General features: G+C 67.9%; 13 protein-coding genes and 1 tRNA gene. 12 read left to right on the top strand and 2 right to left on the bottom strand.

Annotated elements, in window-relative coordinates:
* Nucleotides 1-8: 8 nt before the first annotated feature.
* Both truA and IB230_RS04290 read left to right on the top strand, forming a co-directional pair.
* The gene (gene truA / locus IB230_RS04295) at nt 9-812 is read left to right on the top strand and encodes a tRNA pseudouridine(38-40) synthase TruA (protein ID WP_192269050.1); all 804 of its coding nucleotides are present in this window, start codon (nt 9-11) and stop codon (nt 810-812) included.
* A 22-nt stretch (nt 813-834) separates the two neighbouring features.
* Nucleotides 835-1,467, top strand: a complete 633-nt coding sequence (locus tag IB230_RS04290) for a phosphoribosylanthranilate isomerase (protein WP_192269048.1) — start codon at nt 835-837, stop codon at nt 1,465-1,467.
* A 1-nt stretch (nt 1,468) separates the two neighbouring features.
* Here the strand turns inward: IB230_RS04290 and IB230_RS04285 are convergent, their stop codons facing one another.
* Nucleotides 1,469-2,353 (bottom strand): LysR family transcriptional regulator, encoded by an 885-nt coding sequence (locus IB230_RS04285; RefSeq protein ID WP_192269046.1) that lies wholly within the window; start codon nt 2,351-2,353, stop codon nt 1,469-1,471.
* Between the two features lie 97 nt (nt 2,354-2,450).
* Between IB230_RS04285 and trpB the strand changes: the two genes are divergently transcribed.
* From trpB to IB230_RS04260, 5 genes are all read left to right on the top strand, one after another.
* Nucleotides 2,451-3,662, top strand: a complete 1,212-nt coding sequence (trpB, locus tag IB230_RS04280) for a tryptophan synthase subunit beta (RefSeq protein ID WP_192269044.1) — start codon at nt 2,451-2,453, stop codon at nt 3,660-3,662.
* The gene (gene trpA / locus IB230_RS04275) at nt 3,659-4,453 is read left to right on the top strand and encodes a tryptophan synthase subunit alpha (protein ID WP_192269042.1); all 795 of its coding nucleotides are present in this window, start codon (nt 3,659-3,661) and stop codon (nt 4,451-4,453) included. The genes trpB and trpA overlap by 4 nt, the downstream gene beginning before the upstream one ends.
* An 87-nt stretch (nt 4,454-4,540) precedes the next feature.
* Nucleotides 4,541-5,434 (top strand): acetyl-CoA carboxylase, carboxyltransferase subunit beta, encoded by an 894-nt coding sequence (accD, locus tag IB230_RS04270; protein ID WP_192269040.1) that lies wholly within the window; start codon nt 4,541-4,543, stop codon nt 5,432-5,434.
* Entirely contained in the window at nt 5,431-6,780 is a 1,350-nt protein-coding gene (gene glmM, locus IB230_RS04265; protein WP_192269038.1) for a phosphoglucosamine mutase, read from the top strand. Before accD ends, glmM begins: the two co-directional genes overlap by 4 nt.
* Nucleotides 6,781-6,854: 74 nt before the next feature.
* Nucleotides 6,855-7,793 (top strand): isopenicillin N synthase family oxygenase, encoded by a 939-nt coding sequence (locus tag IB230_RS04260; RefSeq protein WP_192269036.1) that lies wholly within the window; start codon nt 6,855-6,857, stop codon nt 7,791-7,793.
* Nucleotides 7,794-7,865: 72 nt separating this feature from the next.
* Here the strand turns inward: IB230_RS04260 and IB230_RS04255 are convergent, their stop codons facing one another.
* On the bottom strand, nt 7,866-8,678 hold the full coding sequence (locus IB230_RS04255) for an SDR family oxidoreductase (protein WP_192269034.1): 813 nt from the start codon (nt 8,676-8,678) through the stop codon (nt 7,866-7,868).
* 109 nt (nt 8,679-8,787) lie between these two features.
* On the opposite strand from IB230_RS04255, the gene tpiA reads away from it, so the two are divergent.
* The 5 genes from tpiA to IB230_RS04230 all read left to right on the top strand — a co-directional run bounded on the left by tpiA (nt 8,788) and on the right by IB230_RS04230 (nt 11,389).
* Nucleotides 8,788-9,546 carry a triose-phosphate isomerase gene (gene tpiA / locus IB230_RS04250; protein ID WP_192269033.1) on the top strand — a complete coding sequence of 253 codons (759 nt, stop codon included), beginning with the start codon at nt 8,788-8,790 and terminating at the stop codon, nt 9,544-9,546.
* Between the two features lie 57 nt (nt 9,547-9,603).
* Nucleotides 9,604-10,053, top strand: coding sequence for a preprotein translocase subunit SecG (gene secG, locus IB230_RS04245; RefSeq protein WP_192269031.1), 450 nt, complete (start codon nt 9,604-9,606; stop codon nt 10,051-10,053).
* A 47-nt stretch (nt 10,054-10,100) separates the two neighbouring features.
* Nucleotides 10,101-10,185, top strand: a tRNA-Leu gene (locus tag IB230_RS04240).
* A gap of 302 nt (nt 10,186-10,487) precedes the next feature.
* Nucleotides 10,488-10,844 carry an NADH-quinone oxidoreductase subunit A gene (locus IB230_RS04235; protein ID WP_162108536.1) on the top strand — a complete coding sequence of 119 codons (357 nt, stop codon included), beginning with the start codon at nt 10,488-10,490 and terminating at the stop codon, nt 10,842-10,844.
* Nucleotides 10,835-11,389, top strand: a complete 555-nt coding sequence (locus IB230_RS04230) for an NADH-quinone oxidoreductase subunit B (RefSeq protein ID WP_055943825.1) — start codon at nt 10,835-10,837, stop codon at nt 11,387-11,389. The genes IB230_RS04235 and IB230_RS04230 overlap by 10 nt, the downstream gene beginning before the upstream one ends.
* Nucleotides 11,390-11,402: the final 13 nt, after the last annotated feature.

The raw sequence follows: 11,402 nt of genomic DNA, 5'->3' as shown, positions 1-11,402 counted from the left end.
GTGATGTCGTGACGCGTTACGCGCTGGGCGTCGAGTACGACGGCGGCGGATTCCTCGGCTGGCAGCGACTGAGCAAGTCCGGCACGCCGGACGACACCACCACCGTGCAAGCGGCGTTGGAAGTCGCGCTGTCGTCGGTGGCCAATGCCCAGGTCGACACGATCTGCGCGGGACGCACCGATGCCGGCGTGCACGCGCAATGCCAGGTGGTGCACTTCGACAGCGACGTCGCACGCACGCCGCGCAGCTGGCTGCTGGGGGCGACCGCACGCCTGCCGCCCGCGGTCTGCGTGCGCTGGTGCCAGCCGGTGGCCGACGACTTCCATGCACGTTTCTCCGCGCGCGCGCGTCGTTACCGCTACACGCTGGTCAACCGGCTGGCGCGTCCCGCGCTGGAACGGCAGTACCTGAGCTGGGAGAGGATGCCGCTCGATGCGGACGCGATGCATCGTGCCGCGCAGGTGCTGCTGGGCGAGAACGACTTCAGCGCGTTCCGCACGGTGCACTGCCAGTCGCCGCATGCGATGCGCAACCTGCATGCCATTTCGGTCACGCGGCAGGGCGAGAAGGTCATCGTCGACGTGCAGGCCAATGCTTTCCTGCACCACATGGTGCGCAACATCGTCGGCTCGCTGCTGGTGGTGGGGCGTGGCGAACAGCCGGAGGCATGGATCGCCGACCTGCTCGCGGGTCGCGACCGTACCGTGGCCGGGCCGACCGCGCCGCCGGACGGCCTGGTGTTCGTCAGCCCGCTGTATCCGGCCGAATGGAATCTGCCGTCGGAAGTGACCCTGCCTGCCGCCATCGGCTGAGCGGGCGGGTTACCCTTCCGCCATGCATACGCGCATCAAGTTCTGCGGGCTGACCCGCGCCGAGGACGTCCGCCTGGCGGTCGAACTGGGCGTGGACTATGTGGGCCTGGTGTTCGCGCCGCACAGCCCGCGCCGGCTGCTGCTGGGCCAGGCGCGGATGCTGCGCGAGCTGGTGCCGGAGGAGATCGCGGTCGTCGCGCTGGTGATGGACAACACACGCAGCGACATCGAACACATCGTCGAATCGCTGCAGCCCGACCTGCTGCAGTTCCACGGTGCCGAGGACGATGGCATCGCTGGTTCGTTCGGTCGCCCGTTCTGGAAGGCGATCGCGATGGGCGGCCAGCAGGACAGCGCCTTCACCAGTCTCGCGGACTACCCGAGCGCGAGCGGTTTCCTGTTCGATGGCCATGCGGCGGGCGAGCAGGGCGGCAGCGGACAGCGTTTCGACTGGCGGCAGATGCCGCGCGCGACCGACAAGCCCTTCCTGCTGGCAGGCGGTTTGACGCCGGAGAACGTCGCGTTGGCGGTGCGCACTGCGCGGCCCACCGGCGTCGACGTGTCCAGTGGCATCGAGATCGCTCCCGGCGTGAAGGATGGCGAGAAAATGCGTCGCTTCGTCGAAGCGGTGCGCGAGGCCGACGCCCGCGGTTGAGTCAGGCCAGCGCGGCGCGCAGCCAGCCGGCCAGCGCCGGAATGCGGGGGTCGGGATTGCCGCGCGCGGCGCACAGGGCCCACTGGCCACCCGTTTCGACGAAGCCCCAGGGCGCGACCAGGCGTCCACTGTCGATATCCGCCTGCACCAGCTCCTGCGGCGCGATGGCGACGCCCAGGCCGGCGACGGCGGCTTCCAATAGATAGGTCAGGTGATCGAAGCCCGCGCCGAGGCGCAGGTGGCCCACGTCCACGCCCTGGGTCTGGAACCACCGTGGCCAGGCTTGCGGGCGGGAGGTGGTATGGAGGACGCCTTCGCCGGTCAAAGCGCCGGCCGGGGCCCGCTCCAGCCGCGCGAAACCGGCATGGCGCGGGCTGACGACCGGGCCGATCCGTTCGGGCGCCAACGCATGCACGTCCCAGCCCCGCGGCCAGGGCGCTTCGCCGACCAGCAAGGCGGCATCGAGTCCGCTCAGGCCGTCGTCGAAACCGCCTTCCTGGGCGGACAAGTGCACCGTCAGCGCGGGCAAATCGATCGCCAGTCGCTCCAGGCGCGGGATCACCCAGCGCGCCAGCAGGCTCCCGGGGCACCCAAGCACGAACGCCGACGGTCTTTGGCCCCGCTGCAGGCTGGCCCAGCCGCTCTGCAGGGTGGAGAACGTGTCGCCGGCCAGGTCCCGCAGGCGCATGCCATCGGCCGTCAGGGCCAGGCCGCGGCCGTCGCGGACGAACAACGGGCGACCGAGTGCCTCTTCCAGCGTGCGGACATGCCGGCTGACGGCACCGTGGGTCACGTGCAGTTCGCTGGCGGCCCGGCTGACGCTGCCCAGACGGGCCGCCGCCTCGAAGGCGCGCAAGGCATTGAGTGGGGGCAGGGGGCGCGTCATGGTGTGAGTTTAAATCACGAATACGTCAGATTTCATGGATTTTCCGGCCACGACCTGTGCGCTAGAGTGACGGCTCTTCCGTACCGATCGCATTCCGATGACCGCGCCTGCCGACTACCACGCCTACCCCGACGCCCGCGGCCACTTTGGCCGGCATGGCGGCCGCTTCGTCGCCGAGACCCTGATCGGGCCGTTGCAGGAACTGTCGGCCGCCTACGACGCGGCGCGGGTCGATCCGGCCTTCATCGCGGCATTCGACAAGGACCTGAAGCACTACGTCGGCCGGCCGAGCCCGATCTACCACGCCGAGCGATTGAGCCGCGAAGTCGGCGGCGCGCAGATCCTGCTCAAGCGCGAGGACCTGAACCACACCGGCGCGCACAAGATCAACAACACCATCGGGCAGGCGCTGCTGGCCAGCCGGATGGGCAAGAAGCGGATCATCGCCGAGACCGGCGCCGGCCAGCACGGCGTCGCCAGTGCGACCGTCGCCACCCGGCTGGGCCTGGAGTGCGTGGTCTACATGGGCGCCACCGACATCGAGCGCCAGAAGATCAACGTCTACCGGATGAAGTTGCTCGGCGCTACCGTCGTGCCCGTGACCAGCGGTTCGGCCACGCTGAAGGATGCGTTGAACGAAGCGATGCGCGACTGGGTGACCAACGTGCACGACACGTTCTACATCATCGGCACGGTGGCCGGCCCGGATCCGTATCCGCGCATGGTTCGCGACTTCAACGCCGTGGTCGGACGCGAGGCGAGGGCGCAGATGCTGGCCGATTACGGTCGCCTGCCGGATGCGATCACCGCCTGTGTCGGCGGCGGCAGCAACGCGATCGGCCTGTTCCACGCCTTCCTCAACGATCCGGGCGTGCGCATCGTCGGCGCCGAAGCGGCGGGCGATGGCATCGAGACCGGGCGCCATGCCTCGTCGCTTTCGGCCGGCCGCGTGGGCGTGCTGCATGGCAACCGCACCTACGTGATCTGCGACGACGACGGGCAGATCATCGAAACCCATTCGATTTCCGCTGGGTTGGACTACCCGGGCGTCGGCCCGGAGCACGCCTTCCTGAAGGACAGCGGACGTGCCGAGTACGTCGGCGTCACCGACGAGGAAGCGCTCGCGGCGTTCCACCGCCTGACCCGCACCGAGGGCATCCTGCCGGCGCTGGAGTCCAGCCATGCCGTCGCCCAGGCAATCAAGCTGGCGCGCGAACTGCCGAAGGATCAACTGGTGCTGTGTAACCTGTCCGGCCGCGGCGACAAGGACGTGCATACGATCGCCGCGCGCGAGGGGATCAGCCTGTGAGCCGTTTCGAAGCGAAGTTCTCCGAGCTGAAGGCCGCCGGCCGCAAGGCCCTGGTGCCGTTCATCACCGCCGGCGACCCCTCGCTGGAGTCCACGGTGCCGGTGATGCACGCGCTGGTCGCGGCCGGTGCAGACGTCATCGAACTGGGCGTGCCGTTCTCCGACCCGATGGCGGACGGTCCGGTCATCCAGCGCAGCTCCGAGCGCGCACTGGCCCGCGGCGCCGGCCTGCGCTACGTGCTGGAGGCGGTCGAGGTCTTCCGCCAGCAGGATGACGGCACGCCGATCGTGCTGATGGGCTACCTGAACCCGGTCGAGATCCACGGCGCCGAGCGTTTCGCCCGTGAAGCGGTGGCCGCCGGCGTGGACGGCGTGCTGCTGGTCGACCTGCCGCCGGAAGAGGCCGAGGAGACGCGCGCGGTGTTCGACCGGGAAGGGCTGGCCCTGATCGCGCTGGCCTCGCCGACCACCTCGCCCGAGCGCCTGCGGACGCTGTGCGAGACCGCCCAGGGTTATCTGTACTACGTCAGCTTCGCTGGGGTGACCGGCGCGTCCGATCGGCTGGACATCGCGGCGGCCGGCGAACGGCTGAAGCAGCTGAGGACGGCGTCCCGCGTACCGGTGATGGCGGGGTTCGGCATCAAGGATGCCGCCAGCGCGCAGGCCATGGCCCGGGACGCCGATGGCGTGGTGGTCGGCAGTGCCCTGGTCGCGGCCTTGGCCGATGTGGCGGATGCGCCCGCCGCGGCATCGTCGTTCCTCGCTCCGCTGCGGGCGGCGCTGGACGGCTGAGCCTCCGTACGGTTGTGCATGGACGACTGAGCTAAACTGCCGCGCTAATCCACGAGGCCCCGCCAGGGGCAGGCAGCAAGACCACGCATGAGCTGGCTCAGCAAACTGATGCCGTCGGGCATCCGCACCGAAGGCAACGCAGGCAAGAGCAAACGCAGCGTCCCCGAGGGGCTGTGGGAAAAATGCGACCGCTGCGGCGCGGTGCTGTACCGGCCGGAGCTGGAGGAAAACCTGGAGGTCTGCCCGAAGTGCAGCTTCCACATGCCGATCCGCGCCCGCGCCCGCCTGGCGGCGCTGTTCGACCCGGGCAGCACCCGCGAGATCGGTGCCGCGCTCGGCCCGACCGACGTACTGAAGTTCAAGGACCAGAAAAAATACGCCGACCGCATCAAGGCCGCGCAGAAGAGCACCGGCGAGCGCGATGCGCTGATCACCCTGCAGGGCCAGCTGAAGGGGCGCGACCTGGTCGCCAGTTCCTTCGATTTCGCCTACATGGGCGGCTCGATGGGTTCGGTGGTTGGTGAACGCTTCTCGCTCGGCGCGGAGAAGGCGCTGGAGATCGGGTCGCCGTTCGTGTGTTTCTCTGCCAGCGGTGGCGCGCGCATGCAGGAAAGCCTGTTCTCGCTGATGCAGATGGCGAAGACCTCGGCCGCACTCGGTCGCCTGCGCGAAGCCGGTCTGCCGTACATCTCGGTGATGACGCACCCCACCACCGGCGGCGTGTCGGCCAGCTTCGCCATGCTGGGCGACATCAACCTCGCCGAGCCCGAAGCGCTGATCGGCTTCGCAGGTCCGCGCGTGATCGAGCAGACCGTGCGCGAGACGCTGCCGGAGGGCTTCCAGCGTTCCGAGTTCCTCGTCGCGCACGGTGCGATCGACCAGATCTGCGACCGTCGCGAGATGCGTGACCGCCTGGCCGACCTGCTGGCGTTGATGATGCGACAGTCCAAACCCGAGGACAGCGAACTGGTGACCGCATGAGCCGCAAGTATTTCGGTACCGATGGCATCCGCGGTCGCGTCGGCAGCAGCCCGATCTCCGCAGACTTCGTCCTGCGCCTGGGCAATGCCCTGGGACGCGTGCTGTGCGAGAACAGTAGCGGCGCTCGTCCCGTCGTGGTGATCGGCAAGGACACGCGCATTTCCGGTTACATGTTCGAAGCGGCGCTGGAAGCCGGGCTGGTGGCCGCCGGTGCCGACGTGCAACTGATGGGGCCGATGCCGACGCCAGCCGTCGCATTCCTGACCCGCACCCTGGGCGCCGATGCCGGCATCGTGATCAGCGCCTCGCACAATCCGCATTACGACAACGGCATCAAGTTCTTCTCCGCCGAAGGCGAGAAACTGGACGACGCCACCGAGGCGGCCATCGAAGCCGCGCTGGACGGCGAGTTCGTCACCGTGGAATCCGAAAAGCTCGGCAAGGCGATCCGCACGCGCGACGCGGTCGGCCGCTACATGGAGTTCTGCAAGGCCAGCGTGCCGCGCCGCTTCGACCTGAAGGGGTTGAAGCTGGTGCTGGACTGCGCGCACGGTGCGACCTACCACATCGCGCCGCTGCTGTTCCGCGAACTGGGCGCCGACGTCGTCACCATTGGCGCGGAGCCGAACGGCCTTAACATCAACGATGGCGTGGGCTCCATGCACATCGACAACCTGGCCGCGAAAGTCCGCGAGACCGGTGCACACCTGGGCATCGCCTTCGATGGCGACGGCGACCGCGTACTGATGGCGGACGGGCAGGGTGCGCCGGTGGACGGCGACCAGCTGATCTACCTGCTGGCGCGCGACTGGCAGTCCGTGGGTCGCCTGCGGGGTCCGGTCGTGGGCACGCTGATGACCAACTACGGCCTGGAACGCGCGCTGTCCAAGCTGGAGATTCCGTTCGTTCGCACCAAGGTCGGCGACCGCTACGTGCACCAGGCCCTGGTCGAAGGCAACGCGGTGCTCGGCGGCGAGGCGTCGGGCCACCTGCTGTGCCTGGACCGGACCACCACGGGTGACGCGATCATCGCGGCGCTGCAGGTGCTGGAGTCTCTGAAGCGCCGCAAGCAGTCGCTGCGCGAAGCGCTGGAAGGCCTGACGATGCTGCCGCAGAAGACCATCAACGTGAAACTCGCGAACGGCGCCAAGCCGACCGAAGCGGCCAGCGTGCAAGCGGCGCTGGCGCAGGCGCAGGCGGCCGTCTCCGGCCGCGGCCGCGCGTTCCTGCGGCCCTCGGGCACCGAACCGGTGGTGCGGGTCACCGTCGAGGCGGACGACGACACGCTGGTGAAGAACACGCTGGAAACGCTGGCAGAAGCCGTGCGAGCGGCTGCCGCCGCCTGAGCCGGATCAACGAACGTCCGGCGCGGTGATGGTCGAATCGCCTCCCGCGCCTTTCCCCTGTTGGAGCAGATTGCATGAGTGCCCGAATCCCCACGCTGGACATCACCCGTTTCGATACCGACCGCGAGGCCTTCGTCGCCGAGCTGGGTGCGGCCTATCGCGAGTGGGGTTTCGCCGGCATCCGCAACCACGGCATCCCGCAGGCGCAGATCGATGCCGCCTACGATGTGTTCAAGCGCTTCTTCGCGCTGCCCGACGATACCAAGAAGCGTTACCACGTGCCCGGTAGCGGCGGTGCGCGCGGCTACACTGCGTTCGGTGTGGAAACGGCGAAAGACTCCAAGCATTTCGACCTGAAGGAGTTCTGGCACATCGGTCGTGAGATTCCCGATGACTCCAAATATCGGGAGGTGATGCCGCCGAACCTGTGGCCCGACGAAGTCCCCGGTTTCCGCGAGCACGGCTACGGCCTGTACCAAGCGCTGGACCAGCTGGGTTCGCGCGTGCTGTCGGCGCTGGCCCTGCATATCGGCCTGCCGGAAACCTATTTCGCCGACAAGACCGATTCCGGCAATTCGATCCTGCGCCCGATCCACTATCCGCCGATCACCGCCGACGACATCCCGAACGTGCGCGCCGGCGCGCACGAGGACATCAACCTGATCACGCTGCTGGTGGGCGCCAGCGCCGCTGGCCTGGAAGTGCGCTCGAAGCAGGGCGAGTGGGTGCCGTTCACCTCGGACGCCGACACCATCGTGGTCAACATCGGCGACATGCTGCAGCGCCTGACCAACCACGTGTACCCCTCGACCACGCATCGCGTGACCAATCCGCCGGGTGAGCAGGCGCGCCAGCCGCGCTATTCGGTGCCGTTCTTCCTGCATCCGAATCCGGACTTCCTGATCGATGTGCTGCCGTCCACGGTCACGCCGGACAACCCGAAGCGTTACCCCGAGCCGATCACGGCACAGGGTTACCTGGAAGAGCGTCTGCGCGAAATCAAACTGAAGTAGGTCGGGCCCAGGCCCGCCGTCGCGCCGCCCCAGGACGCCGGGATATCCCGGCGTCGTACGTTTCCAGACGCCTCAATCCAGCGGCCGCACCTTGCGCGAGTTGCGCGCCATCATCCCCAGCGCCAGACGGTGCGGCAACAGCTTCACGATGGCGTGCAGCAGCCGGTATCGCCAGCCGGGCACCACGAGCACATCGCCGCGCTCATTGCCGTCGATGCCGGCGCGCGCCACGTCCGCGGCATCCAGCCACATCGTCGGCGACACCCGCATGCGTGAGCGCGTCCCGGTGACGTCGTGGAACTCGGAGTAGGTGAAACCCGGGCACAGGGCAGTGGCGTGCACGCCGCGATCGGCATTCTCGAGCGCCAGTGCTTCGCTGAACTTCAGCAGGAAACTCTTGGCGGGCGCGTACAGCGTCTGCCCGTCGGCGGCGGGCATCAGCGCAGCGAAGGACGCCACGTTGAGGATGCGGCCCTGGCCCGATGCGCGGATGGACGGCAGCAGTCGCCACGTCAGTTCGCCGACGGCGCTCACCATCACCTGGAGAAACGCCGCATGGTCGGCCCAGCCGCTGCTGCGGTAGCGGCCCGGTACGCCGTAGCCGGCGTTGTTGACGAGGATCCGGATCTGCAGACCCCGACGTTCCAGTTCGGTCACCAGTGCTGCAGGTGCGCCGGGGTCGGCCAGATCCGCCGCCACGATCTCCACCGGCACCTGCGCCTGCAGGTCCGCCGCCAATGCCTGCAGTCGGTCAGCGCGCCGGGCCGTCAGTACCAGCGGGACACCGCGCTTCGCATACTCGCGTGCGATCTGCTCGCCGATACCACTGGAGGCACCCGTGACCAAGACGTAGCCGGTCGATGGGGCAGGGGTGGCATCGGGCATGGCGGCTCCAGAGCGGGCGATGGGATGTCGGCACGATAGCGCGGCAGATAGGTGTACCGCCCAACATCGGCTAGACTGCGCGCCCCCGAACTGGACAGGAATTGGTCTTATGCGTCGCAAGCTCGTGGCTGGCAACTGGAAGCTTCATGGCACCCGCGGTTTCGCGACGGCACTGATGGATGAACTGGTCGCGGGCCTGCCGCTGGAGGGCGTGGACCTGCTGATCCTGCCGCCACTGCCTTACCTCGGCGAGCTGATCGAGGACTATGGCGACCGCGGCGTGGCGTTCGGCGCGCAGGACGTCAGCAGCAACGAGAAGGGTGCCTACACGGGTGAAGTGTGCGCCGCGATGCTGGTGGACGTGGGCGCACGCTACGGCTTGGTCGGCCACTCCGAGCGTCGCCAGTACCATAACGAAAGCAGCGAATTCGTCGCGAAAAAGTTCGTCGCGGCCAAGAACGCCGGCCTCATTCCGGTCCTTTGCGTGGGCGAGACCGAGCAGCAGCGCAAGGACGGGCAGACCGAGTTCCGCATCCAGAAGCAACTGCAGGCCGTGTTCGATCTGGCCGGCCCGCAGGCCTTCGAGGGGGCCGTCGTAGCCTATGAGCCGGTCTGGGCCATCGGCACCGGCCTGACGGCCACGCCGGCCCAGGCCCAGGCGGTGCATGCGTTCATCCGTGGCGAAGTGGCCGCGCGCGATGCTAGAATCGCCGGCTCGTTGCCTCTCCTGTACGGCGGCAGCGTGAAGCCCGACAACGCCGCGGAACTGTTCTCGCAGCCCGATGTCGATGGAGGGCTCGTGGGCGGCGCGTCACTGGTCGCCCGGGATTTCCTGGCCATCGCGCAGGCGGCGGCCGGTCGGGGGTGACCCCGGCAAGACCGGCCCCAGGGGCTGGACGACTCAACCGGTTGAGACTGATTCCAAATGTGGATGTTGATCCTGAATGTGGTGTACGTGCTGGTGGCCATCGCCATCATCGCGCTGGTGCTGATGCAGCGGGGTTCCGGCGCGCAGGCCGGCTCGGGCTTCGGTGGCGGCGGAGCTTCCGGTACGGTGTTCGGTGCGCGCGGCGCGTCCAACTTCCTGTCCAAGAGCACCAAGTGGCTGGCCATCGCCTTCTTCGGCATCAGCCTGTTCATGGCGTGGTACGCGACGCATAGCGCGCGCCCGACCACCCAGCAGAACCTCGGCGTGATGTCAGAGCTTCCGGCGGCACCGGCCGCGCCGGCAGGCGAACTGCCGAAGCCGTCGACCGTGCCGAGCACGCCGATCCAGCAGACCCCTGCTGCGCCGGCCGGCAATGCGCCCGCCGCACCGCAGGAAACCGCGCCGGTGACGGAAACGCCGCCGGTGACGCCGCCGCAGGGCGGCTGATCACGGATACAATGGCGGCGCGCGCGGTGCGCCGCGCAGGTTTCAAAGCCCAGGTGGCGGAATTGGTAGACGCACTACCTTGAGGTGGTAGCGGCGAAAGTCGTAGGGGTTCGAGTCCCCTCTTGGGCACCAATCGGCGGGTCGGCGGCAACGTCGCTCCCGCAGTGAAAAAACCCGCCTTCCGGCGGGTTTTTTCTTTTGCCGACTGCGGTGATATGCGCCGGTAATCGTTTACTAGCGAGTTCACAAACCGTTACAATCCCGCCGATTCATCGGGCGCCCGGTACGTGCTGCGGAAGGGCTCCCGCCGAAGATGGGCCCGGTGGTCGCGCCACGGGTCGCGCATGGCGCAGGCCAGGCGCGAGCGATGCAAGCCCCATTCATGCCGTGCCGCGTCGTGCGCGCCGGCGGATAGGACAAGAAGAGACAAGCGAGTGCTGGCCAATTACCTGCCCACCCTGTTGTTCCTGATCGTCGCCACCGGCATCGGCATCGCGCTGATGGTGGCCGGTCGCTTCCTCGGCCCGCGTCGTCCCGACGCCCAGAAGCTGTCCCCGTACGAATGCGGCTTCGAGGCCTTCGAAGACGCACGCATGAAGTTCGACGTGCGCTACTACCTGATCGCCATCCAGTTCATCGTGTTCGATCTGGAAATCATCTTCATTGTTCCGTGGACGCTGGTGTTCCAGGAACTGGGTCCGCGTGCGCTGGTCACGATGGGCCTGTTCGTGGGCATGCTGTTCCTCGGTTTCGTTTACGTTTGGAAGAAGGGAGCGCTCGAATGGGAGTGATCCAGACCGTCGATCGTCTGATGAACAACCCGATCCCGGAAGGGCGGGTGGACGACATCCTGCGCCCCGAGGGCGACAATCCGCTGCTCGAGAAGGGCTACGTCACCACCAGCGTCGATGCGCTGATGAACTGGGCGCGCACCGGCTCGATGTGGCCGATGACGTTCGGCCTGGCCTGCTGCGCGGTGGAGATGATGCATGCCGGCACGTCGCGCCTGGACCTGGACCGCTACGGCGTGGTGTTCCGCCCGTCGCCGCGCCAGTCCGACGTGATGATCGTGGCCGGCACGCTGGTCAACAAGATGGCCCCGGCGCTGCGCAAGGTCTACGACCAGATGCCCGAGCCGAAGTGGGTCATCTCGATGGGCAGCTGCGCCAACGGCGGCGGCTACTACCACTACTCGTACTCCGTCGTCCGCGGCTGCGACCGCGTCGTGCCGGTGGACGTGTACGTGCCGGGCTGCCCGCCGACGGCCGAAGCGCTGGTGTACGGCATCCTGCAGTTGCAGAAGAAGATCTGGCGCACGCAGACCATCGCGCGCTGATCCCTGCTTTCCC

This window comes from Pseudoxanthomonas sp. PXM01 (genome assembly GCF_014851815.1).
Lineage (GTDB): Bacteria > Pseudomonadota > Gammaproteobacteria > Xanthomonadales > Xanthomonadaceae > Pseudoxanthomonas_A.
This window is presented reverse-complemented; position numbering and strand designations above follow the sequence as displayed.

Bases quoted from the DNA above. Each gene is read 5' to 3' on its own strand.
- IB230_RS04260 (WP_192269036.1), top strand. From the start codon at position 6,855: ATGAGTGCCCGAATCCCCACGCTGGACATCACCCGTTTCGATACCGAC.
- IB230_RS04290 (WP_192269048.1), top strand. From the start codon at position 835: ATGCATACGCGCATCAAGTTCTGCGGGCTGACCCGCGCCGAGGACGTC.
- IB230_RS04230 (WP_055943825.1), top strand. From the start codon at position 10,835: ATGGGAGTGATCCAGACCGTCGATCGTCTGATGAACAACCCGATCCCG.
- trpB (WP_192269044.1), top strand. From the start codon at position 2,451: ATGACCGCGCCTGCCGACTACCACGCCTACCCCGACGCCCGCGGCCAC.
- IB230_RS04285 (WP_192269046.1), bottom strand. From the start codon at position 2,353: ATGACGCGCCCCCTGCCCCCACTCAATGCCTTGCGCGCCTTCGAGGCG.
- glmM (WP_192269038.1), top strand. From the start codon at position 5,431: ATGAGCCGCAAGTATTTCGGTACCGATGGCATCCGCGGTCGCGTCGGC.
- accD (WP_192269040.1), top strand. From the start codon at position 4,541: ATGAGCTGGCTCAGCAAACTGATGCCGTCGGGCATCCGCACCGAAGGC.
- IB230_RS04255 (WP_192269034.1), bottom strand. From the start codon at position 8,678: ATGCCCGATGCCACCCCTGCCCCATCGACCGGCTACGTCTTGGTCACG.
- tpiA (WP_192269033.1), top strand. From the start codon at position 8,788: ATGCGTCGCAAGCTCGTGGCTGGCAACTGGAAGCTTCATGGCACCCGC.
- secG (WP_192269031.1), top strand. From the start codon at position 9,604: ATGTGGATGTTGATCCTGAATGTGGTGTACGTGCTGGTGGCCATCGCC.